This is a genomic window from Streptosporangium sp. NPDC001559 (assembly GCF_042893955.1).
Classification (GTDB): Bacteria; Actinomycetota; Actinomycetes; order Streptosporangiales; family Streptosporangiaceae; genus Streptosporangium.
Genome location: NZ_JBIAVG010000012.1, coordinates 227,177 through 249,606, shown reverse-complemented (window position 1 = coordinate 249,606; position 22,430 = coordinate 227,177). Strand labels below are relative to the sequence as shown.

General features: G+C 68.7%; 23 protein-coding genes and 1 tRNA gene. 12 read left to right on the top strand and 12 right to left on the bottom strand.

Features of this window, described 5'->3' with window-relative positions; genetic code table 11:
- Positions 1-263: 263 nt before the first annotated feature.
- Both ACFYY8_RS26700 and ACFYY8_RS26695 read left to right on the top strand, forming a co-directional pair.
- On the top strand, positions 264-1,700 hold the full coding sequence (locus ACFYY8_RS26700; RefSeq protein WP_390045420.1) for a hemolysin family protein: 1,437 nt from the start codon (positions 264-266) through the stop codon (positions 1,698-1,700).
- Complete coding sequence (locus ACFYY8_RS26695) at positions 1,697-2,728, top strand: hemolysin family protein (RefSeq protein WP_352013501.1); 1,032 nt, start codon at positions 1,697-1,699, stop codon at positions 2,726-2,728. The genes ACFYY8_RS26700 and ACFYY8_RS26695 overlap by 4 nt, the downstream gene beginning before the upstream one ends.
- Positions 2,729-3,024: 296 nt before the next feature.
- Here the strand turns inward: ACFYY8_RS26695 and ACFYY8_RS26690 are convergent.
- Positions 3,025-3,107 (bottom strand) — tRNA-Leu (locus ACFYY8_RS26690).
- Between the two features lie 154 nt (positions 3,108-3,261).
- Here ACFYY8_RS26690 and ACFYY8_RS26685 point away from each other — a divergent pair.
- The 7 genes from ACFYY8_RS26685 to pknB all read left to right on the top strand — a co-directional run bounded on the left by ACFYY8_RS26685 (position 3,262) and on the right by pknB (position 12,016).
- Positions 3,262-4,002, top strand: coding sequence for a DUF3662 and FHA domain-containing protein (locus tag ACFYY8_RS26685; protein ID WP_352013502.1), 741 nt, complete (start codon positions 3,262-3,264; stop codon positions 4,000-4,002).
- A 17-nt stretch (positions 4,003-4,019) separates the two neighbouring features.
- Positions 4,020-4,490, top strand: a complete 471-nt coding sequence (locus tag ACFYY8_RS26680; RefSeq protein WP_390045417.1) for an FHA domain-containing protein — start codon at positions 4,020-4,022, stop codon at positions 4,488-4,490.
- On the top strand, positions 4,487-5,800 hold the full coding sequence (locus ACFYY8_RS26675; protein WP_390045415.1) for a Stp1/IreP family PP2C-type Ser/Thr phosphatase: 1,314 nt from the start codon (positions 4,487-4,489) through the stop codon (positions 5,798-5,800). The genes ACFYY8_RS26680 and ACFYY8_RS26675 overlap by 4 nt, the downstream gene beginning before the upstream one ends.
- 4 nt (positions 5,801-5,804) lie before the next feature.
- Entirely contained in the window at positions 5,805-7,184 is a 1,380-nt protein-coding gene (locus tag ACFYY8_RS26670; RefSeq protein ID WP_390045413.1) for an FtsW/RodA/SpoVE family cell cycle protein, read from the top strand.
- Complete coding sequence (locus tag ACFYY8_RS26665) at positions 7,181-8,638, top strand: peptidoglycan D,D-transpeptidase FtsI family protein (protein ID WP_390045411.1); 1,458 nt, start codon at positions 7,181-7,183, stop codon at positions 8,636-8,638. Before ACFYY8_RS26670 ends, ACFYY8_RS26665 begins: the two co-directional genes overlap by 4 nt.
- Positions 8,635-10,071 (top strand): protein kinase, encoded by a 1,437-nt coding sequence (locus tag ACFYY8_RS26660; RefSeq protein ID WP_390045409.1) that lies wholly within the window; start codon positions 8,635-8,637, stop codon positions 10,069-10,071. Before ACFYY8_RS26665 ends, ACFYY8_RS26660 begins: the two co-directional genes overlap by 4 nt.
- A gap of 82 nt (positions 10,072-10,153) precedes the next feature.
- Positions 10,154-12,016 (top strand): Stk1 family PASTA domain-containing Ser/Thr kinase, encoded by a 1,863-nt coding sequence (gene pknB, locus ACFYY8_RS26655; protein WP_390045407.1) that lies wholly within the window; start codon positions 10,154-10,156, stop codon positions 12,014-12,016.
- A 273-nt stretch (positions 12,017-12,289) separates the two neighbouring features.
- Here pknB and ACFYY8_RS26650 read toward each other — a convergent pair whose 3' ends face one another.
- Together ACFYY8_RS26650 and ACFYY8_RS26645 are read right to left on the bottom strand one after the other, a co-directional pair.
- Positions 12,290-12,448, bottom strand: a complete 159-nt coding sequence (locus ACFYY8_RS26650) for a hypothetical protein (protein WP_390045405.1) — start codon at positions 12,446-12,448, stop codon at positions 12,290-12,292.
- A gap of 10 nt (positions 12,449-12,458) precedes the next feature.
- Positions 12,459-13,139 carry a class E sortase gene (locus ACFYY8_RS26645; RefSeq protein WP_390045403.1) on the bottom strand — a complete coding sequence of 227 codons (681 nt, stop codon included), beginning with the start codon at positions 13,137-13,139 and terminating at the stop codon, positions 12,459-12,461.
- A gap of 206 nt (positions 13,140-13,345) precedes the next feature.
- Between ACFYY8_RS26645 and ACFYY8_RS26640 the strand changes: the two genes are divergently transcribed.
- The gene (locus tag ACFYY8_RS26640; RefSeq protein ID WP_352013511.1) at positions 13,346-13,591 is read left to right on the top strand and encodes a cell division protein CrgA; all 246 of its coding nucleotides are present in this window, start codon (positions 13,346-13,348) and stop codon (positions 13,589-13,591) included.
- Between the two features lie 57 nt (positions 13,592-13,648).
- Here ACFYY8_RS26640 and ACFYY8_RS26635 read toward each other — a convergent pair whose 3' ends face one another.
- Positions 13,649-14,524, bottom strand: coding sequence for a rhomboid family intramembrane serine protease (locus ACFYY8_RS26635; RefSeq protein WP_390045401.1), 876 nt, complete (start codon positions 14,522-14,524; stop codon positions 13,649-13,651).
- A gap of 162 nt (positions 14,525-14,686) precedes the next feature.
- Positions 14,687-15,226 (bottom strand): peptidylprolyl isomerase, encoded by a 540-nt coding sequence (locus tag ACFYY8_RS26630; protein ID WP_390045399.1) that lies wholly within the window; start codon positions 15,224-15,226, stop codon positions 14,687-14,689.
- A 250-nt stretch (positions 15,227-15,476) separates the two neighbouring features.
- Here ACFYY8_RS26630 and ACFYY8_RS26625 point away from each other — a divergent pair, with 250 nt between their 5' ends.
- On the top strand, positions 15,477-16,016 hold the full coding sequence (locus tag ACFYY8_RS26625; protein ID WP_390045397.1) for a hypothetical protein: 540 nt from the start codon (positions 15,477-15,479) through the stop codon (positions 16,014-16,016).
- A gap of 59 nt (positions 16,017-16,075) precedes the next feature.
- On the opposite strand, the gene ACFYY8_RS26620 is transcribed toward ACFYY8_RS26625, so the two are convergent.
- The 4 genes from ACFYY8_RS26620 to ACFYY8_RS26605 all read right to left on the bottom strand — a co-directional run bounded on the left by ACFYY8_RS26620 (position 16,076) and on the right by ACFYY8_RS26605 (position 19,614).
- Positions 16,076-17,029: a GNAT family N-acetyltransferase gene (locus ACFYY8_RS26620; protein WP_390045395.1), complete on the bottom strand. Its 954-nt coding sequence runs from the start codon at positions 17,027-17,029 to the stop codon at positions 16,076-16,078.
- Between the two features lie 117 nt (positions 17,030-17,146).
- A complete protein-coding gene (locus tag ACFYY8_RS26615) occupies positions 17,147-17,629 on the bottom strand; it encodes a hypothetical protein (RefSeq protein ID WP_390045393.1) in 483 nt (160 codons plus the stop codon).
- Positions 17,607-18,221, bottom strand: coding sequence for a PadR family transcriptional regulator (locus tag ACFYY8_RS26610; protein WP_390045390.1), 615 nt, complete (start codon positions 18,219-18,221; stop codon positions 17,607-17,609). Before ACFYY8_RS26610 ends, ACFYY8_RS26615 begins: the two co-directional genes overlap by 23 nt.
- A 73-nt stretch (positions 18,222-18,294) precedes the next feature.
- Complete coding sequence (locus ACFYY8_RS26605; RefSeq protein ID WP_390045387.1) at positions 18,295-19,614, bottom strand: lysozyme; 1,320 nt, start codon at positions 19,612-19,614, stop codon at positions 18,295-18,297.
- Between the two features lie 258 nt (positions 19,615-19,872).
- Between ACFYY8_RS26605 and ACFYY8_RS26600 the strand changes: the two genes are divergently transcribed.
- Entirely contained in the window at positions 19,873-20,508 is a 636-nt protein-coding gene (locus ACFYY8_RS26600) for a GNAT family N-acetyltransferase (RefSeq protein WP_390045385.1), read from the top strand.
- Here ACFYY8_RS26600 and ACFYY8_RS26595 read toward each other — a convergent pair.
- The 3 genes from ACFYY8_RS26595 to ACFYY8_RS26585 all read right to left on the bottom strand — a co-directional run bounded on the left by ACFYY8_RS26595 (position 20,479) and on the right by ACFYY8_RS26585 (position 22,342).
- Entirely contained in the window at positions 20,479-21,129 is a 651-nt protein-coding gene (locus ACFYY8_RS26595; RefSeq protein WP_390045383.1) for an O-methyltransferase, read from the bottom strand. The two genes, ACFYY8_RS26600 and ACFYY8_RS26595, sit on opposite strands and share 30 nt — an antisense overlap.
- Positions 21,130-21,131: 2 nt before the next feature.
- Positions 21,132-21,488, bottom strand: coding sequence for a hypothetical protein (locus ACFYY8_RS26590; protein ID WP_390045381.1), 357 nt, complete (start codon positions 21,486-21,488; stop codon positions 21,132-21,134).
- A gap of 326 nt (positions 21,489-21,814) precedes the next feature.
- Positions 21,815-22,342 (bottom strand): DinB family protein, encoded by a 528-nt coding sequence (locus tag ACFYY8_RS26585; protein ID WP_390045379.1) that lies wholly within the window; start codon positions 22,340-22,342, stop codon positions 21,815-21,817.
- Between the last annotated feature and the right edge of the window lie 88 nt (positions 22,343-22,430).

Here is a 22,430-nt window from a genome sequence, read left to right as displayed (position 1 = left end):
GAGACCGTCATTATCGACGCTACGTCGCGGTCTCGGCGCACGTAGGCGTGTGCCCAAGCTTTCGCTATGGATAAGTACATATAAGGGTGGTTATCAACCAACTATGGGATCGTCGGCCGATCTGGAAACATCGGCCCCCACGTGGATCGTTACCGTAGAGGACGACCGCTGCTCGAAAGGAAGATCGTGTCCACTTCGGACCCGTGGAGTACCTGCCCGTGCAAACGCACGGGAACCACTGACCCAGCCGGGGGAAGGACCCGGTGAACACGGTTCTCGGCCTGCTGGCCGTACTGCTCCTCACTCTCGCGACCGGTTACTTCGTCGCCCAGGAGTTCGCCTTCGTCGCCGCCGACCGGGGCGTTCTGCGTGAGCAGGCCGACGCCGGCGACGCCGCGGCCGAGCGCGCGCTCACGGTGACGGGACGCCTGTCCTTCATGCTCTCCGGCGCGCAGCTCGGCATCACCGTGACCGCGCTGCTGGTCGGCTTCATCTCGGAACCGGCCATCGCGACCGTGTTGCGCCCCCCTCTTGAAGGGGCCGGGGTGCCCTCGGCCGCCGTGCCCGGCGTGGCGATCGCACTGGCGGTCGCCGTGGCGACGATCATTCAGATGGTCTTCGGCGAACTCGCCCCGAAGAACCTCGGCATCGCCCGGCCCGAGCCCGTCGCCAAGTTCCTCGCCCGCTCGACGCTCGTCTACCTCAGGATCGCCGGTCCGGTGATCCGGCTGTTCGACTCGGCCGCGACCGGCCTGCTGCGCAAGGTCGGCGTCGAGCCGATCGAGGAGGTCGAGCACGGCGCCAGCCCGGAGGAACTGTCACGGATCATCTCCGAGTCCGCGACCTCGGGCGCCCTGCCGCCGCGCCTTTCCGACCTGCTCGAACGGGCGCTGGAGTTCGGCGACCGCACCGCTGAGGACGTCATGGTGCCGCGGCCCAGGCTTGTGCTGCTGCGCGCCGAGCGTCCCATCTCCGACCTGCTCGACGCCGTCGCCGAACACGGCCACTCCCGTTACCCGGTGCTGCGCCACGACAACGGCGAGGAGGTCGCCGGGGTCACCGGCGTCAGGGAACTGCTGAAGTCCGGCGTGACCGACGGCCCGATCGAGCTCGTCACCCGCCCGGCCCTGCTGGTCCCCGACTCGCTGCCGCTGCCGATCGTGCTCGAACGCATGCGCACCGCCATGGACGACCTGGCCTGCGTCATCGACGAGTACGGCGGGCTCGCGGGAGTCGTCACCGTCGAGGACCTCGCCGAGGAACTGGTCGGCGAACTGGTCGACGAGAACGACCCGGAGCCCGCGGGGGTCGTCGCCAACGACGACGGCACCTGGGACCTGCCCGGCACGCTCAGACTCGACGAGATCGAACGCGCGACCAGGCTCTCGCTGCCCGAGAGCGACGACTACGACACCGTCGCGGGCCTGGTCCTGGCCACCCTGGGCAGGATGGCCGAGCCCGGAGACCGGGTCACCGTCACCCTGGCCCTGGAGAGCGACCCGCTCGACGACGACGGCGAGCAGGAGGCCGAGGCCACCCTCACCGTGCTCTCGGTGCACCGCAGGGTCCCCGAGTGGGTACGGCTGGCCTTCCCCGCTCCCGAGCGGGCCGACTTAGCCGAAGACTCCTCAGAAGGCAGGGAACACGCCTTGGCCGTACCCCGGCCCAACGAGCGCAGGCAGGCGGTGAACGACCGATGAGCACGACCGGAGCCCTACTGCTCGGCGTCGCGCTGTTGATCGGCAACGCCTTCTTCGTGGCCGCCGAGTTCGCGGTCATCTCGGCCCGCAGGCACCGTCTTGAGGAGCTCGCGGGCAGGGGCGGCAGGATGACCCGCGTGGCCGCCCGCGCCGCCGTACGAGGGGGCAGGGAGCTGTCCCTGATGCTGGCCGGGGCACAGCTGGGCATCACGCTGTGCTCCCTGGGCCTGGGCATGGTGACCGAGCCCGCCGTCGAGCACCTGCTCGAACCGGTCTTCGGGGCGATCGGCGTGCCCGAGTCGCTGCAGGTGCCCATCTCGCTGGTGATCGCGCTCGCGGTGATCACCTTCCTGCACATGGTGGTCGGCGAGATGGCCCCCAAGTCGTGGGCGCTGACCCACCCCGAGATCGCGGCGATCGGCCTGGCCCTGCCGTTCCGCGCCTTCACCCGGGTGGTCCGCCCGGTGCTGGCCGGGCTCAACGGCCTGACCAACGGGGTGCTCGGCCTGTTCGGCGTGCGCCCGAGGGACGAGCTGGCCACCACCAGGACCCCGGTCCAGCTGGCGATGCTGGTCGGTGAGTCGGGCCGGATGGGCCTGCTCGACCGCGCCGAGCACGACCTGCTCACCCGGGCCCTGCGGGTGCACCAGCAGCCCATCGAACGGCTGGCGCTGCCCCTGGCGCGGGTGGCGTGCGTCCCCGGGGACGCCACCGGCGAGCAGGTCCGCGAGGTCGCCGCGGAGAGCGGGCACCTGCGCCTGCTGGTGACCTCCGAACGGCCCGGCGAGGTCCTGGGCGTGCTGCACGTCAGGGACGCCCTGGTCCGCCCTGAGGCCTCCCCCGCGGAGCTGGCCCGCCCGGTGCCCCTCCTCGGCCGGGACACCACGATCCCCGAGGCGGTCTCCGCCCTGCAGGAGGCCCACGCCCACGTGGGCCTGGTGACCGACGGGGAGAAGGTGGCCGGCATGGTCAGCCTCACCGACCTGCTCGGCGAGCTACTGGACATGCGGGTGCTGGCCGCACGGTAGATCTTTGGAGCGCTCGGGCCGGTGGGAGACGTCCTCCCACCGGCCCGTTTCTCTGTCAGCGTAATCGGCCTCACCGCGCGGACGCCTGCAAGCAGGTCGAAAGCGGATGGAAAGGGCCCGGAAAGGGCAGGGTGCTACATATTCGAGTGACCGGGACTTCTCCACGAGGAAGCGAACGACTAGTTTGATCACCGACCAGCCCGTAACCGCCACCCTTCGGACGGTCCCGATGCGCGACAGCACCCCAGAGGCAACGAAAAGACCCCGGCGCTTTCGCGACCGGGGTCTTGATCGAGTGGGCGAGGAGGGATTTGAACCCTCACGTCCTTTCGGACACACGGACCTGAACCGTGCGCGTCTGCCGTTCCGCCACCCGCCCTTGTTGGGTGCGCTGAAACATTAGCACGGATCAGCCGATACCCACGAACCCGGATACGATCCTCCTAGACGCGAGCGAGCAGCAGGGGCGCGAGAGAGCGAGGGACAGCCCCGGGCGGCCGTGACCTACATAGACGGAAGAAGGGAGGGACCCGGTGGGAGTCCTTCAGCGCTTCGAGCGGAGGCTCGAAGGTCTGGTTGAGGGGGCCTTTGCGCGGGCGTTCAAATCCGACCTTCAACCGGTCGAGGTGGCCAGCGCGGTCCAGCGGGAGATGGACGAACGGGCGGCGATCGTCGCACAGGGCAGGACCCTCGTGCCGAACGACTTCGTGGTCGAGCTGTCGACGACCGACAGTGAGCGCCTCGACGTCTACGCCGACAGCATCAGCCACGAACTGGCCAACCTCGCCAGGGAGTACGCCAAGGAACAGGGCTATTCCTTCGTCGGCCCCGTGCGGGTCCGGTTCGAGACGGCCGAGGACCTGGCCGTCGGCCTGTTCCGCATCCGCTCCGGGGTGATCCGCGGGGCGACGGTCGAGCAGGACGAGATCCGCCAGCCGGTGAGCGACGTGCCCCCCGCCCGGCCCCACGCCTTCAACGGACGCCCCCGTCTGCTGGTCTCCACCCAGGACGACCCGCAGGGCCAGCGCTCCTTCGACCTGACGACCCCGGTGACCCTGCTCGGCAGGGGCACCGACTGCGATCTGCGGCTGGTCGACCCCGGGGTCTCCCGGCACCACGCCGAGCTTCGGGTCGAGGGGCCGCAGGTCGTGCTCGTCGATCTGGGCTCGACGAACGGCACCTTCGTCAACGGCCAGCCGGTGCGCCGGGTCGAGCTCCAGAACGGCACTCGCGTGACGCTGGGGCGGACGACTCTGGTTTTCCGGCGCGATTAAAGGTAAACAGACGGTTCATGTCCGAGCTCACGCTGCTACTGATCCGCCTCGCGTTCCTGGCGGTGCTGTGGTTCTTCGTGATCGCCGCGGTAGGTGTGATCCGGACAGACTTGTTCGGATCACGCGCCGGTGCGCCGATCCCCGCCCGCAAGGCCCCCAAGGCCGTCAAGCCCGTCGTCGCCAAGCCCAGAAAGGGGGAGCCCCGGCAGATGGTCGTCACCGGCGGCCCCCTGCAGGGCACGACCATCACCCTGTCGGAGACTCCGATCACCATCGGCAGGGCGACCGACGCCACACTGGTGGTCAGCGACGACTACGCCTCCAGCCGGCACGCCCGGCTCTTCCCCCAGGACGGTCAGTGGATCGTGGAAGATCTCGGTTCTACCAACGGAACATACCTCGACCGCTCCAAAGTCACCCGTCCGACTCCGGTGCCGCTCGGTGTTCCGATCCGCATCGGTAAGACCGTCATCGAATTGCGCAAATGACCATCGCACTCCGTTACGCCGCCCGCTCGGACGTCGGCCTCCTGCGTGAAGGCAACGAGGACTCGGCGTACGCAAGCGGCCGACTGCTCGCCGTCGCCGACGGCATGGGCGGCCACGCGCACGGCGAGGTGGCCAGCTCGGTCGCCATCGCCGCGATGTCCTCCCTCGACGAGGACACCCAGGGTGTCGACCTGCTCGGCGCCATCGAGGCGGCGGTCAGGGACGCCAATCGCAGGCTCCACCAGATGGTCGGCGGTGACCCCAGCCTCAAAGGCATGGGCACCACACTGACCGCCATGCTGTGGTCCGGCACGAGGGTGGCACTGGTCCACGTCGGCGACTCACGCGCCTATCTGCTGCGCTCCGGCGAGCTGTACCAGATCACCCACGACCACACTCTCGTGCAGTCGCTGGTCGACGACGGCCGGATCACCCAGGAGGAGGCCGCCACCCATCCCCAGCGGTCGATCCTGCTGCGGGCGCTCGACGGCAGCGGCGAGGTCGAGCCCGACCTGTCCCTGCGCGAGGCCCAGATCGGCGACCGCTACCTGCTGTGCTCCGACGGCCTGTCCGGGGTGGTGAACGCCGAGACGCTGCACCAGGCGCTGTCCACGATCGACGACCCCGAGGCCGCGGTCCGCGCGCTCATCGACCTGGCCAACCGGGGAGGTGGTCCCGACAACATCACCTGCGTGCTCGCCGACGTGCTCGACGTCGACGAGGGGACAGCCCTGCCCGTCGACGCGGCGGTCGTCGGTGCCGCCGGGTCCATCAGGCAGCCCTCCCCTTCGGACGTCCCCGCCGGCCACGTGGGCCACGCGGGCGTCGTCACCATGCCGCAGCCGGTCATCACCGACGACGAGTTCGACGAACCCGTCGCCAGGGCGGCGGCGCGGCCGGTCAGGCGCCGCCGTCTGTGGCCGCTTCTGGCCTCGGTGGGCGGCGTCGTCCTCGTCGGCGGCAGCCTAGGGTGGTATTTCGGGACACAATGGCTTGAAGATCAATATTTCGTGGGGGCTAAAGGTGACGAGATCGTGGTTTTCCAAGGCGTGAAAACCAACCTCGGCCCCTTCCAGCTCTTCGACGTCGCCCGGAGCACCACGGAGTCGATCTCAACCCTTGGCGCGTTCCAGCAGGGCCAGGTACGCGACGGCATCCCCGTCCCCAGCGTCGACGCGGGCCTGAAGAAGATCGCGGAGCTGAAGTCCTCGACGCCCTCCCAGAAGCCCGAACCCACCCCGAAGGCGACCGGGAAGGACAAGCAGACCCCCCAGTCGAGCGGCACTCCCACCCCGGACCCGACAAAGTAGATATATGAGCACCCCAAGCGTCGAGCTCGTCCCCCTGCCCGCCAAACGGCGAGTGGCCCAGCTGGTGATGCTCGCCTTCGCGGTCGTGATCGTGATGGGCGCCTACGCCAACGTGGGCCTGGCCATCGACGGCCGGGTTCCCGCGGGCATGCTCACCTACGGCCTCGGCCTCGGCGGATTCATGCTGGCCGCCTACCTCGTGATGGCGAAGTTCGCCCCCTGGGCCGACCCCTTGATCCTGCCGCTGGTGACCGTGGTCAACGGGCTCGGCCTGGTGATGATCTACCGCCTGGAGCAGTCGAAGGCGTTCGGCGCCTCGGCCACGACCCAGCTGATGTGGACGGCCGTCGGGGTCGTCATGTTCTCCGTGACGCTGATCGTGCTGCGCGACCACCGCGCCCTGCAACGATTGACCTACACCGCCGGAGCCGTCGGCCTCGTCCTGCTGATCTCACCGCTGCTGCCGTTCGTCGGCATCTCGACGAACGGCGCGCGGATCTGGGTCGGCATCCCCGGTGTGGTCCAGCTCCAGCCCTCCGAGTTCGCCAAGCTCGCTCTGATCGTCTTCTTCGCTGGCTACCTCGTCGCCAAGCGGGACGTACTGGCACTGGCCGGGCGGCGGCTGCTGTTCATCGACCTGCCCCGTGCCCGCGACCTCGGCCCGATCCTCATCACCTGGGCACTCAGCCTCGGCGTGCTGATCATGCAGCGCGACCTCGGCTCCTCACTGTTGATCTTCGGCGCCTTCATCGCGATGCTCTACATCGCCACCCAGCGCACCTCGTGGGTGCTGATCGGCATCCTGCTCTTCGTCGGCGGGGCGATCCTGGCCGGGATGCTCTTCAGCCACGTGCAGGACCGCTTCACCGTCTACCTGGACCCCTACGACCCCGCCCTCTACGACAAGGCGGGCGGCAGCGCACAGCTCCTGCAGGGTCTGTTCAGCATGGCCACCGGCGGCATCACCGGCACCGGGCTCGGCCAGGGGCACCCCAAGCTGATCCCGCTGGCCATCTCCGACTTCATCTTCCCCGCTCTCGGGGAGGAGCTCGGCCTGACCGGTCTGATGGCGTTGCTGATGATCTACGCGTTGATCGTCGAGCGGGGCCTGCGCACCTCACTCGCGGCCCGCGACCCGTTCTCCAAGCTGCTGGCCGGCGGTCTTTCGTTCGTGCTGGCCTGGCAGGTCTTCATCATCGTCGGCGGCGTGACCAACCTGATCCCGCTGACCGGACTGGTCACCCCCTTCATGTCCCAGGGTGGTTCGGCGCTGCTGGCTAACTGGATCCTTATCGCGTTGCTGGTACGCATGTCGGACAGTGCCAGGAAGCCCCCGCCCCAGGCCATCCAGGACGAAGGAATGACGCAGGTGTTCCAGCGATGAACGCTCCCCTCAAGCGCGTTGCCGTGGCCTGCCTGGTGATGTTCGGCCTGCTCATGCTCAACGTGAACTACCTGCAGGCCGTACGGGCCGACGGACTGCGCTCCGACGCGCGCAACACCCGTAACTTCCTGGCCCGTTACGAGGTCGAGCGGGGCCGGATCACCGCGGGTAACAAGGTCCTCGCCGAGTCCGTCGACACCGGCAGCCGCGACTTCCGCTTCCAGCGGCGCTACCCCGAGGGCAAGATCTACGCGCCCATCACCGGGTTCTTCGCCCCGGAGAGCGAGCGCGACATGGAGGCCGCGGAGAACACTCTGCTCAACGGCTCAAGCCCCGACCTGCTGATCAGGCGCGGCCTCGATCTGATCACCGCCAAGCAGACCAAGGGCGCCAACGTCGACCTGACGATCAACCCCAGGGCGCAGGAGGCGGCCTACCAGGCGCTGAGCGCCAGCGGCAAGAAGGGCGCCCTGGTCGCGATCGAGCCGAAGACCGGCGCGATCCTCGCGATGGTCTCGGTCCCCAGCTACGACCCCAACCCGCTGGCCAAGCCGGACAAGAGCAGCGTCAACAAGGCCTACGACAAGCTTGCCAAGGACGACGACCAGCCGTTGGTCGACCGGGCGATCGAGCGCAGCTACCCGCCGGGCTCGACCTTCAAGGTGGTCACCCTGGCGGCCTACCTCGCCAGCGACGACAGTGTCGGCCCGCAGACGCAGGTGGACGCCCCGCAGGTGCTCGACCTGCCCAACACCAGCGCCGACCTGCCCAACTACGGCGGCGCCGCGTGCGGCTCAGGGCGGGTGACGCTGACCTTCGCCCTCGAACGCTCCTGCAACACCCCGTTCGCCAAGATCGCGATGAGCCTGGGCTACGACGCGATGAAGGAGCAGGCCGAGAAGTTCGGCATCGGCGGCGAGCCGCTGAAGATCCCGATGGACGTCGCGGGCAGCGGGATCGGCCCCGAGGAGGACCTGGCCGCCCTGGCCCAGACCTCGATCGGCCAGCGCAGCAACCAGATGACGCCGCTGCAGATGGCCATGGTCGCGGCGGGCATCGCCAACGACGGCGTGGTCATGAAGCCGTACCTCGTCAACAAGGTCGCCGACGCCGAGGGCGGCGAGATCGACTCGGCCGACCCCGACAAGCTGTCCACCGCGATGAGCGAGGAGAACGCGAACAAGCTCACGGAGATGATGGTCAGCGTCGTCAGCAACGGCACCGCCAGCGCGGCGCAGATTCCCGGGGTGTCCGTCGCGGGCAAGACCGGCACCGCCGAGACCGCCAAGGGCAAGGCGCCGCACGCGTGGTTCATCTCCTTCGCCCCCGCCGAGGACCCCAAGGTCGCCCTGGCGCTCATCGTCGAGTCGGGCAGCGCGGGTGACGACGCCTCCGGTGGTCACACCGCCGCCCCGATCGCCAAGAGCGTGATGGAAGCGGTGCTGGGCAGATGACCGCCCTGCTCGGAGGCCGATACCGCCCGCTCGGGCGGATCGCTACGGGCGGCATGGGCGAGGTGTGGCGGGCGAAGGACGAACTTCTCGGCCGGGAGGTCGCGGTCAAGCTGCTGCGCAGCCACGTGGCCTCCGACTCGACCTTCCGTGACCGCTTCAGGATGGAGGCCAGGTTCGCGGCGCGGCTCGCCGACCCGGCCATCGCGCAGGTCTTCGACTACGGCGAGGCGGAGGACGTCGCCTACCTCGTCATGGAGCTGGTGCCCGGAGAGTCGCTGGCGAACATCCTGGCCCGTGACGGCGCCGTGGGAACCGAGGTCACCCTCGACGTGATCCACCAGACCGCCAAGGGGCTGCGGGCCGCGCACAACGCGGGCATCATCCACCGCGACATCAAGCCCGGCAACCTGCTCGTCACCGGGGCCGGCGTGATCAAGATCACCGACTTCGGCATCGCCAGGGCTCTTGAGGCCGCGCCGGTGACCCTGACCGGCACGGTGCTCGGCACCGCCCAGTACCTCAGCCCGGAACAGGCCTCAGGCTCGCCGCTGACCTTCGCGACCGACATCTACTCGCTGGGCGTGGTGGCCTACGAGTGCCTGGCGGGCAGGCCGCCGTTCGTCGCGGACACCCAGGTGGCGGTCGCGCTCATGCACATCAACGCCACCCCGCCGCCGCTGCCGCTGAGCGTTCCGCTGGTGGTGCGCGACCTGGTGATGGCGTGTCTGGAGAAGGACCCGACGCTGCGCCCGGAGAGCGCCGGCGAACTGGTCCAGCGGGCGACGACGCTGCGCGGCGTCGTGACGGCCGGCGCGGTCTCCGACTCCTCCGACCTGGCCATGCTCACCGATCCGGCCGGGTGGCGTCCCGAGCCCGCGGGCGAGTGGCCGAGAGAGATCTCCTCAACGCCGGTCACCCCGCCCCTGCCCGACGCGACGCCCGCGACCCCGCCGTCCCAGCCCGCCCAACCGTCATCGCCGGAGATCACCCGGGTCTCCCGGCGTCGTACGGCGCTGCGGCGCACGACGATGGTCGTCGCCGCGGTCGCGGGATGCGCCGCCGCCTTCGGGCTCGGCACCCTGGTGGTGAGGGATGCGACGGTCCCCGCGGGCCACACCGGCCCGCCGGAACCGGTCATTCCGACGACCGCCTCGGTGACCAGGACCCCTGCCGTCAAGCCACGCAAAACGAAGCCCGCGTGGACGAGACCGCCGGTGGCTCCGACAAAGTCGGTCAGGACTACGCCCACGCCTTCGGCTACGGTAAGCACATCGGCCTCTCCGAGCGTCCGGCCGACGACGTCACCATCGCCCAGCCCCAGTCCGTCCACTCCGACCCCGACGCCCACCACGAGCCCGCCGGTGACATCCAGCCCCACCCCGAGCAGCAGCCCCACAACCGGCGAAACGAATGAGCCGACCGGGGAGACGTGATGTGGCAACAGGTCGATGATGGACACCGGTGGCCCAAGAGGCCAGCGGCACCCAAGATGAACGGTAAGGGACAGTGCAGGAAATGACTCAGCCCCGACGCCTCGGCGATCGCTACGAGCTTGACGGCGTCGTCGGGCGTGGCGGCATGGCCGAGGTCTACCGCGCACGAGACATCCGGCTGGATCGGATCGTCGCCATCAAGACCCTTCGCGCGGACCTGGCCAGGGATCACATCTTCCAGGCCCGTTTCCGTCGCGAGGCGCAGTCCGCCGCGTCATTGAACCACCCGTCCATCGTCGCGGTCTACGACACGGGTGAGGACGTGACGGACGGCGCGCCGGTGCCGTACATCGTGATGGAGTATGTCGACGGCCGCACGCTGCGCGACCTGCTGCGCGCCGACCGGCGGTTGATGCCGGAGCGCGCGGCCGAACTGGTCGACGGCATCCTGCGGGCGCTCGACTACAGCCACCGTGGCGGGATCGTCCACCGGGACATCAAGCCGGCGAACATCATGATCACCCGCAACGGCGACGTCAAGGTCATGGACTTCGGCATCGCCCGTGCGATGGCCGACTCGGCCGCGACCATGACGCAGACCGCGCAGGTCATCGGAACCGCCCAGTACCTGTCGCCGGAGCAGGCCCGTGGTGAGCGGGTCGACGCGCGCAGCGACCTGTACTCGACCGGCTGCGTGCTGTACGAACTGCTGACCGGGCAGCCGCCCTTCACCGGTGACTCCCCCGTCGCGATCGCCTACCAGCACGTGCGCGAGGACCCGATCCCGCCCTCGCAGATCGACCCCGACATCCCCGCGTGGGCCGACGCCATCGTGCTGAAGTCGATGGCCAAGGACCCGGCGCAGCGTTACCAGAGCGCGGCGGAGATGCGGGCCGACATCCAGCGGGCCATGTCAGGCATGCCGACCGACGCCCAGACGACGGCCATGGCCGCCGGCGGCTACGGCGGGGCCACCCGCACCATGCAGCAGGCCCAGATGCCCGAGGGCCCCTCGACCCAGCGCACCACCGCGGTTCCTCCCTACGAGTACGGCCAGCAGGACGGCGGCAGGCCGGAGCGCGGCCGTCGCCGCCAGCAGAGCGGCAACACCGCGGTCAAGACGGCGGCGTGGATCCTGGTCCCGTTGTTGATCATCGGTGCCTTCATCGGTGTCGGTTACATGTTCCTGAGCGCTCCGGGCGGCAACACCGTCGCGACGAAGGTGAAGATCCCCGAGCTGGCCACGCAGACCGTCGCCGCGGCGAAGAAGACGCTGACCGACCTCGGGCTGCAGGTGAAGATCGAGGAGACCTTCGACGACAAGTTGCCGAAGGACACGGTCATCGACACCGACCCGGTCGCGACCACCGAGGTCGACAAGAACACCGTGGTCACCCTGAAGGTCTCCAAGGGCGTCGAGAAGGTCGAGGTGCCCGACGTGCTCAACATGACCGTCGAGGAGGCGACCTCGGCGCTTGAGAACAAGGGCTTCAAGGTCAGCGTGCAGAGCAAGGTGTCCAGCCGTCCGCAGGGCAAGGTGTTCCAGTCCGACCCCGCGGCCGGTGAGAAGGCGGCCAAGGAGAGCACGGTCCGGATCTACGTGCCCAAGGAGGCCGTCGAGGTGCCGGGCGTGGCCAACCTCACGGTCGAGGACGCCACCCGGATGCTCAAGGACGCGGGCTTCAAGCCCAAGGTGGTCAAGCAGCCGAGCGACCTGCCGGAGGGCACCGTCCTCAGCCAGGCTCCCGAGGCGGGCACCAAGCTGAACCCCGGCACCACGATCACGCTGATCGTCTCCAGCGGGCAGCCCCCGCAGCCGACCGAGCAGCCGACCACCGACTATCCCGACGAGCAGCCCACCGACGACCAGCAGCCCGACCCTGAGCCGACGGAGACCGACGACGGCTCGATCTTCGACAACTCCGGCGACGGAGACCTGAGCTGAGCGTCTGATCTGGGATTTCCCTGAGGGCCTCCGCCGTCTGGCGGGGGTCCTCACTCGTTCGCGCCTTCGGAGGGCGTTCCCGTCTCCGGAAATCGTTGGCGTCTCCGGAAAGGAGAAGAGCCCTTCCGCCACTCGGGGGCGATGGCGGAAGGGCTCACTGGTTAGTCGTTCAGGGCATCGTGAGCGTTACACGGGTTCGCCGGAGTTTTCTCCGGCCTTTCCTCGGCCCCCGTACGGCCCCCCCCCCTGTACGGCGGGCCCGTGCCGTACGGCTCAGCGGTCCGGGAGGGCGGGGTCGAGGAGCAGGCGGGGCTCGACCCAGGGGAAGACGACGAACCACAGCAGGGCGGCCGTCGCCGCCGCGAGCGCCACGAGGGTGAGCGCCCTGACCGCGAGGGGGCCGGGAAGCGAACGCCAGAGCCAGCCGTACATGTCGGTCGTCCTATCCCCGGCGGTCCTCGCGCCGGACGAGTTCGCCGGAGACGATGAGCCGCTGGGCGGCGGAGTACTCCGGGTGGCAGGTGGACAGCGTGATCACGGCCTTGGTCGGTCTGCGGCCCGGCGCGCCGGGGACGGGGGCGATGACGTCCATCCGTCCTGGGTCGACGACGCGCTCGCCGGTGACCCTGTAGGTGTAGCCGGCCTGCCGGGTCTCGACCACGATCTCGTCACCCCGGCGCAGTTCCCCGAGCCTGTTGAACGGCGCCGCATAAGTGGTTCGATGACCAGAAAGCACGAAATTTCCTACTTCGCCGGGTAGGGCGGTTCCCGGGTAGTGCCCCGGCCCCGTCCGCAGCTGGTCCCAGCCGACGCCCTCGACGACGGCGTACTCGTAGTCGGCGCCGAACCGGGGGATCCTGAGCAGCGCCAGCGCGTCCCCCTTCCTGAGCCAGGCGGGCAGCCGCTCCTGGACGGGACGGACCCCGATCTCGGGCGGGACCACAGACGGGGCCCCGGGCAGGGCCGTGAGCGCGGGAAGACCGGCACGGAAGCCTTCGCGCAACTCCGCCTGCCGCCGCGCCGTGTAGGACCCCGTCCCCCACAGCAGGTACGCGCAGAAGAGCAACACGACCACCCCGGCGGTCATGCTCACTTCTCCGGAAACCCGCAGTATGGCTCTCACGGGCCCACGGTAATGATGGCGAATCCATCACAACCGGAGGAAATCACGGCGTTGAACCAAGGTTTGCGCGGTTATGGCACGCTATGGGATCGCCATGACATGGGTGTCCCGACTATTCTTACTCGGGTCTTCGCCACCAGCGACTACGCTAGTTGACACGGCCTGCGCATGATCCGACCGCGCAGGGTTGACGCAGGAGAGCCCCAGTGCCCAAGCCCAAGACCCGTAAGAAGGCGGTTTACACGCCTCCGCAGACCTCCCAGCAGGTCAAGATGAGCCCGCGCTGGTTGGCGCCGGTCATGGTGGCCTCCTGGATCATCGGGGTCCTGTGGATCGCCGTCTACTACGTCGCGCCTCGCGCGCCCGGCATCATCCTCCTGCAGAACTGGAACCTGCTGATCGGGTTCGCCTTCATCATCTTCGGTGTGGTTCTCTCCACCCGCTGGCGTTAGTTTTTTCCACAGCGTTTATCCACACCCTGGGGAAGCATCAGGGTGTGGATCGAGCGGTCAGCCGGGGAAACCGAGCTGCAGCTGGTAGATGTACGGCGGCAGCGACAAGACCACGGCGGCCAGCGCGAGGAGCACCACGGCGCACCCACCCCACTGGACCACGTTCCGGTTGCGCTGCGGGGCGTAGGCGAGGATGGCGCCGACCACGGTGCCGGTGATCAGACCGCCCAGGTGCCCCTGCCAGCTGATGCCGGGGATCGCGAAGGTGATCACCGCGTTGGCGACGATCAGCAGGAGCACGCCGCGGGCGTTGTAGCCCAGCCGCCTGGAGACCACGAACAGGGCGCCGAACATGCCGTAGATCGCGCCGGAGGCGCCGACCGCGGCGATGCCGAACAGGTAGACGGCCACCGCCCCGCCGAGCGCGGACAGCAGATAGAGCGCCAGGAAGCGCAGTGAGCCGAGGCGCCGTTCGAGCTCGGGACCGATGACGTAGAGCGCCCACATGTTGAAGAGGATGTGGGTGATCGCGAACGAGCCGTTGGCCAGGGGCGCGTGCAGGAACGCCCCGGTGAGCAGGCGCCACCACTCTCCGTGGTAGACGGCGCCCGCGTCCATCTGGAAGCCGTAGATCACCGGACCGGGGGCGAGGGTCTCGGCGACATAGGCCAGGACGTTGAGGACGAGCAGCGTCCAGGTGGCCCTGGGGGTCGTGACCGCCCTGCCGCCGAAGGCCGTCTGCGCCTGCCGTACGGTCTTGTTGCCCTCGGCGACGCACTCGGGGCACTGGAAGCCGACCGAGGCCTCGCGCATGCAGTCGGGGCAGATGGACCGGTCACAACGCTGGCAGCGGACATAGGTCTCGCGGCTCGGGTGCCGGTAACACGTGGGAACGGCTGCCGTCTCCGGCTCACTGGGTGGCGGTGTGGTCATGGCGTCTCGATGGCCCCTTCGACCGTGCTGTCATCCACAGACTGCCAGCCTATTCATGATCCTGAGCACACGCACCAGGGAAAAGTCCCCCGTACGGCCACAGCGGCCTCCCCAGCCCCGGTCGTCACGGTGAGAACCGGTTCGGAGAGGCCGCGAGGAACCTCAGCCCTGGACGCGGTCGATGGTGACCGACTCCAGGACGACCGGGTTGATGGGCCGGTCGCGGCCGTCGGTCTCGGTCTTGGCGATGGCGTCCACGACGTCCTTGCCCTCGATGACCTCGCCGAAGATGGTGTGCCTGCCGTTCAGGTGCGACGTGGGGACCACGGTGATGAAGAACTGCGAGCCGTTGGTGCCACGACCCCCGATGACCCCCGCGTTCGCCATGGCGAACAGGTAGGGGCGGTTGAAGTACAGGTCCGGGTGGATCTCGTCGTCGAACTTGTAGCCCGGGCCGCCGATGCCCTCACCCAGCGGGTCACCACCCTGGATCATGAAACCCTCGATGACCCGGTGGAAGATCGTGCCGTCGTAGAGCTTGGTGTTCTGCTGCTTCTCCCCCGTCTCCGGATGCACCCACTCGCGGGTGCCCTCCGCCAGCTCGACGAAGTTACGCACCGTCTTGGGCGCGTGGTTCGGGAAGAGCTGGATCTTCACCGTGCCGCGATTGGTCTTCAGGGTCGCGATCAGATTCTCAGCCACGATCGGGCTCCCCCTTCATGTCGGTGGTCAGGACCTCTGCGATGTGCAGTTTCATGGCGTTCAAGTGATCTATCAGTGGCCTCGGCGACAGCCGATCCACTCAGCATCCTCCCACGACCAGCGATGATTGATCCGCCTTCGAGCGGGAAGGGGACGCAACGGGGCCCAGACAACTGGGGAGGTTAACGTGCCTCTTACACTTTTTGGAAAGCGTCATACGATCGTGATTCCGGACAGTCGGCTGCATCAGATGAAGGCTCAGGTCAACCGTGTCGGCGACCTCGCCTCCGAAAAGGTCGGCCCGATGGCCAGCCAGGCCCGGGACGCCGCCGGTCACGCTCGCGACGCGGCCGCCTACGCGCGTGGCAGCGCCGGTGACAAGATCTACGTGGCCAGAGAATGGGCGGCGCCGAAGTTGGACGCCGCGGCCCACTCGTTCGAGGAACAGATAGCGCCCAAGGTCAGCGCTCTGCTGTCCCAGGCGGCGAGCAGGGTCGATCCCCGGCCACCCGTCAGGTCCAGGAAGTGGCCGATGCTCCTGCTGTTCACCGGCCTCGCGGTCGGTGCCGTCGGGTTCGCGCTGTACCGCAAGAACTCTGAGCAGTGGACCGACGCGATGAAGGAGAACGCCGCCGGCGCCTCCCGGTGGGCGACGGACAAGGCCCGTGCGACCTCGGAGAAGGTCTCCGACATGGCGGACGAGGCCGCCTCGAAGGTCGAGGCGAAGGCGGGCAAGCTTGGCGACAAGGCCGAGCACAAGGCGGACCAGGCGTCCAGGAAACTGTCCTGACCCGTTGTACGAGGGTGGCCCGCGCCGACCGGCGCGGGCCCGTCCTCATGTCAGGGGGCTCACAGGTCGGCGACGTAGGCCGTCGCACCACGTGAGACCTCGAACCCGGCGCGAAGGTAGACACCGAGTGCTCCGGTCGCGTTGCCGGTGTCCACGGAGAGGGAGGCCTTGCCGTACCCCTCGGAACGGAAGTGGGCCAGGGCGTGGGCGAGCAGCGCGCCGGCCACCCCTCTGCCCCGCCAGTCCTCCAGGGTCGCGACGGTCTGGATCCATGCCTCGCGGACTCCGGTGACCTCGGTGTCGGCCGCGTAGTAGAAGGTGAGCAGTATCCCGACGCTCCTGCCCGACTCCTCCTGGACGACGAAGGAGTCCTTTCCGCTGAACGCCTCCAGCCCGATGAGCTTCTCGCGCCAGCTCTCCGCCGTGTGCGGCGTGCTGCCCCAGTGGTCGGCGAAGGCCGCGTTGCGCACCTCACGGGCGACCTCCTCAAGATCGTCACCGTAGGGGATGATCTTGAGCCCTTCCGGCAGGTGGCTCTCCGGCAGAGGAGTGACCAGGTCACGGTTCATCACATGGAACGTCCGGGCCGGCGACATGCCCGCCGCCCGCGCCACGGCTTCGGCCCCCTCATTGCCGTCGTGCACGTAGACGTGCAGTGAGAGCGGCCTGCCCGGGAAGAGCCCCTCGTGGACCCTGCGGCCCGCCTGGAGGGTCCAGTTCATCAGCCGCCCGCCGAGGCCCCTGCGCCGGTAGGCCGGGTGCACCGCGCCCCACGTTCGCATGATGTGGCCGGGCTCGGCGACGGACCCGGCGTAGACGACGCCGAAGGCCACCAGTCTGTCGCCGTCCCACACGCCACAGGTGCCCTCGGCGGGATCGGCCAGGGCGAGATCCTGCAGAAGGTCACTCCGGCTGTAGTTGTCCCCGGTTCTATCTTCGGCTTCGACCGCCGTGAGCAGTTCCGCCCACCGGTCCACGTCGTCGCCGGTCAGCGGGGTCCACGTGAAGGTCATGCCGGGGAGCATACGATCGCCCCATTTCCAGCACGACTGATTTTTCGGCCTTTCGCATGACACAGGACAGACGTGTCTCGCCGTACAACCTGGAGCAGGCGTGTCTCGCCGTATGGCTCAGAGCAGGCGTGTCCCGCAGCCGAGTTCGAGGCCGAGGCGGCGCAGTCCCTCCGCGAAGCCGTTCCTCGTCCTGTCACCGAGCCCGACGAAGAACCGGTTGGCCAGCGATACGGCCCAGCGGCCCCGTTCCGCGACGTTGAAGACGCGGTGGGTGAGGAGCGTGCCCTCCGGATGCGGCTCGACGGTGTGTTCCCCCCGGTACCACCAGCCGCCCTGGACGGCCAGGGTGGCACCGGTCACCTCGATGGTCATCGTGTGGGCCGGTGTCCTCAGGGCGAACCGCCGTGGGCCACCCTCGACCGTGCCTCCGTAGGACGCGGCCGCGCCGCCGTGGGGCTCGACCGTGCCGCCGTGGGAGGAGTACAGCCAGGCGTTGTCCCGGCCGACGGGGCCCGGCCCGACCGTCAGGATCAGCCGCCCGACCCGGTCCGGCGGCGCCTCGACCACCCCGGCGACCTCACACAACGGGTTCCTGCTCATACGTCGTCCCTCCTGGCGTGCCGGGGCCGGTGTGGTCCGGCCAGGCGAGTTCTCCCGAGGCGAGCCGCTCCAGGACACCGCGTACCCAGTCGAGTTCGGCGCCGCGCAAGGCGCGCTCGCATTCGAGCTCCAGCGTCAGCACCGGGGGCAGCCCGCTCTCCCTCAGGTTCCTCAGATACGCGTCGCAGGCGAAGACCGCGCTCTCCAGGGCGGCGGCGCGGGTCAGCAGCGCACGCTCCGCCTCACGCGCGGACAGGCCCCCGATGAGGGAGAGCGCGGCGTTGAGGGCGCGGGTGTCCGGCCCCGGCTCCTCAAGCAGCCGTCTGAGCCTGGTGGTCAGCTCCGCCCTGCCCTCGTCCGTGAGCCGGTAGACCGTCCGCTCCGGCCTGCGGCCCTGTCTGCTGGTCTCGGCCGGGACGATCAGCTCCTCCCCGGCCAGCCGGTCGATCGCGTGGTAGAGGCTGCGCGGCAGCCCGGTCACATAGTCCTTGTGCGTGTCCAGGATCATCCGGTGCAGCTCGTACGGATGACCCGGCCGCACCGAGAGCAGGGCGAGCACGGTCAGGCCGACCAGGTCGGGGCCGCGGGCCATCACACCTCCATAGTGCACATTCCTTTATTGCAGTATGCACTATGGAGTTGCGCCACACGATCCTTCCCGGGGATCACTCGCGGTCGGAGCCGACGGTCACCATCACCGTGCCGATGGTGACCTTCATCCCCTCTTCCGGCTCCTCGATCTCCGGGGCGTCGGGGCTCGCGACGTCGGCGGTGGTCGCGCCCCGCGCGCCGAGACCGTCATGGAGGGCTTCGTGGCCCTCCTGGCCGATCCGCATGGGCCTCTCCGGGCTGATCAGCCCGGAGGATTCAGCGGATTCATTGTTCTTAGGGTGTTTATCGGGCCTGATGTTCTTGGCGGACTCGCCAGGTTTCGTGGATTTCGCGGGTTTGGTGGACCTGGGGGGCTTGGGAGTTTTGGCAGGGTCGATAGGGTCGGCCCCAAGGGACCCAATGGGCTCGGTGGCGAATTTCAGCTCCGCCGTACCCTGCGGCTGCAACTCGTCGATCGTGCACCGCACCGCCCTGCCGCTGAAGTCGCAGCCGGGGCTCGCCCCGATGATCCGCCGTCCGCCGAAGGTCCTGCCGACCACGGAGACCCTGGTCGCCGGAATCGGTCCGGTGTTGAGGACCGTGATGCCGTAGCCGTACCTGCCGACCGGCCTGCCCGCGGCGGCCAGTTCGGCCGGGGGCTGGGCGAGCATGCTCAGCTCCGCCATGTTGCCGTTGAAGACGTTCTGCCCGCCGGGAAGCACTCCCTTGTCCGCGAACTGCCAGAAGGTCTGGCGCAGCCAGCCCGCGGGCAGCGGCCCCGGCTCGGCTCCCCATCGGGCGAGCCAGAGCGGGTTACGGCCGAAGGCCGAGGAGTCCCCCGTGCAGTTCCGCCACCAGTCGGTGGTGGTGTAGATGATCGCGTCCCGCCCGGTCCGCTCCCGGTAACGCGTGGTGAAGTCCTTCAGCCAGGCGACCATTCGTGGCTGGTCCAGGCCGTAGCAGTGATCCAGGCCGTTCCGGTTGGTGTAGGGATTGTCCTCGATGTCGAGCACACCCGGCAGGGTCCGGCCGTCGGCGTTCCAGCCACCACCGTTGTCGACGAAGAAGTCCGCCTGCTCTGCGCCTCCCGACTCGTGCGGCTGGGCGAAGTGGTAGGCCCCCCGGAACAGCCCCGCCCCTGCCGCCCCGCTCTCCTGCGCGGCGAACAGAGGGTTGCGGAAGTTCGTGCCCTCGGAGGCGTAGACGAAGGCGAAGAGGCCGCCTCCCCCGAGGACGGACGGCCAGTCGACCTGGCCCGTCCAGTTGCTGACGTCGATCCCCCGGATCTCCTGAGGTTCGCCGGGCATCGGTTCGACCGGTCCGACGGCGTTGGCCGTACCGGGGACGAAGGTCCCGGCCGCGACGAGGGCGGCGAGCAGGGACAGACGTTTCACGTGAATCACTCACCCTCGCGTGGCACCGGGCAAGATCCTGACCGATGCCCCCAAGAATCGCAAGGGCGGGGAACGAATGGCACGGGAGGTGGTGCCTTTCTTGGAGGAATGTCGCCCAGAGAATACCAACCAAGGGGTGCGCGGCTCCGATTTTCGACCTTTCAATGGCCTTCGGTAAAGGGTTTCCGGTGAATTCCCGACCTGTCCCGAAAAACCCTGAGCCAGGCCGTACGACACCCGTTGCCTAAGATGGATCATGTGCCGGAGACTGTGACCCTGTGGGGCGAACGCGTATGTCTGGAACCACTCACCGTTGAGCATGTCGGCGGTCTCGTGGCCGCCGCGACGGAGTCCCGCGAGACCTACGACTTCACCCGGGTGCCACAGGACGAGGCGTCGATGAGCGCCTATGTCCGGTCCGCCCTCGACGACCAGCTGACCGGGTGGGCGCTTCCCTTCGCGATCCGGTCTCTCTCCTCGGGACGGGTGATCGGCACCTCCCGCTTCCTCGACCTCGACTACTGGTCCTGGCCCCCGTCCTGGCCGCCGGGCCGTACGGTCCCCAGTGCGCAGGGGGTTCCCAGCGTGGCCGAGATCGGCAGCACCTGGCTGGCCGCCTCCGCTCAGCGGACGGGAAGCAACACCGAGGCCAAGCTCCTCATGCTCGGCCACGCCTTCGAGGTGTGGAAGGTCCTGCGGGTCACCCTGAAGACCGACGCCCGCAACGAACGGTCCAAGAGGGCGATCGAGCGTCTCGGCGGCCGGTTCGAAGGGGTACGGCGCGCGCACGCCAGGGCCGTGGACGGCACCGTCCGGGACACCGCCTACTACTCGATCATCGCCGAGGAGTGGCCGGCGGTCCGCTCATCGCTCAGGGAGCGGTTGGACCGGTGACGGATGTAGCGTCCTGACCGCGACGATCGCGGCCAGGTCGGCGGCCAGGCGTAGTTCGACGGCGTCCAGCAGCGGGTGTTCCAGCCAGTGCAGCCGGACCAGGTCGGGCTCGCCCTCGTGCAGGATCGGCCACCGCCTGGCCGGGGTGAAGTCGTCGACCACGAGCGTCCCGCCGGGGGTGAGCAGCCGCGCCGGATCGGCTGTGATCCCGTCGATCCCGTCGATCCCGCCGGCTCCGTCCTTGCCCGCCCCGCCCCCGTCCAGAACCAGCAGGTCGTACGGCGCGCGGCCGTGAATCTCGGTCCAGTCGCCGTGGACCACCGTGACGTCCGGCACGTCAGCGAACAGCTCCGCCGTCACCCGCGCCCGGCCGGGATCGCGTTCCACGCTGACGATCGTGGCTCCCGACGGCGCCCCGGTGACGAGCCAGGCCAGCCCGACCCCGCATCCGGTGCCCGTCTCCGCGATGGAGGAGGCCCCGCCCGCGAGCACCCGGAGCAGGCGCCCCTGCTCAGGGCGGCAGGAGAAGGGAAAACCCTGCCTGTCCGCCAGCTCGACCGCCCTGGCGACCAGCGGGGGAAGCTCAAGGCCCCGGTGGGCGTCCGTCCCGTTGAGTGACATCCCTATTGTCCGTAGGTGAAGCGGAGCTGGGCGTTGATCAGGAAGTTGAGGCGGTAACGCATGCGGCTGACCGCCTCGGGCGGCGGAGGCTCCGCGGAGGTCAGCAACGTCCAGCGCAACGAGGTCTCCATGCCATGTGGCCGCAGGTCGAACCGGATCTCGTCGTCCGGCCTGTTCGGCCACAGCGACGACCAGACCACCAGCTCCGGCTCGACCGACCGGAGCACCCGGGGCTCGATCTCGTCCCGCTGCAGTTCGAGCCACTGCCTGGGGCCGGAACGCCGCGGGTTGGTCAGGCTCTCCCACACGATTCGGGGAGGTGGGGGCTGCCTTCTCTCTCGTGAACTCAGCTCGATCACCTCGCCAGAATAGGCGAACACCATAAACGCCACCACGGATTAACAAATCAGATATTTAGCCACTTTTCCTGATGATGTTCTGTTGGATGGCATTCGGGATGACAGCGCTCTGTACGTGTTGTACCGCCCGGGGCATGACGTGACCGGTGGACGCGCCGACGCCCGCATCGGCGCAGTCGGTCCACGGGTGGTCGGCGCGAAGGCACCGGGCCCGCCGATCCGGATGGTCGTCGACCTGGAAGTCCGGCTCACCGAACCGGTCGCGGGCCGGCCTTGGCCGAGAACGACCGCCGGCCAGAACGGGCCGGCCTTGGGCTGAGAACGAGCTACTTCGAGGACGCGGCTCGGATCATGCGAAGCTGGCCTATTTCGCTGACGTTCTTCATCAGTTCGGAGTTGACCCAGGCGATCATGTGGGCGACGGTGTGCTCGGAGTCCTGCGGCCAGGGGAAGGAGGCCGGGACGTCCAGGTCGGCGTCGGTGAGGCCGTCCAGCACGGTCAGCCAGGTGGCGCGGAGGTCACGCAGCCACTCGACGGCGCTCGTTCCGTCACCCGGCCAGGTGACCTCGGTCCTGTCCCGAGGCGTGCGTCCCTGGGCGTGGTCGATGGTCACACTCCACCACCAGCCGATATGCCAGCTCACCCAGCCGACGGTGGGAACCGGGATGGGGTCGGGCTCGGTCTCCGCCCAGTCGGGCACCCATGCTCCCGTGGCGTCACGGCGTACGGTCCAGCAAAGGGGGGCGGGTTCCCACAGGAAGTCATCGGGTCGTAGTCGTTCCAGGTGGTAGTCGAACAACGACCAGGTCAGGTCGAACTGCCAACGCAACAGATCACATCGAGATGCACGCATCAAGACAGAATGGCAGGCTCCGGACAACGATCGACCGTCCCACACGGGGGTTCGGACGAGGTGCGGGATGGGCACCGCCACGACGCGG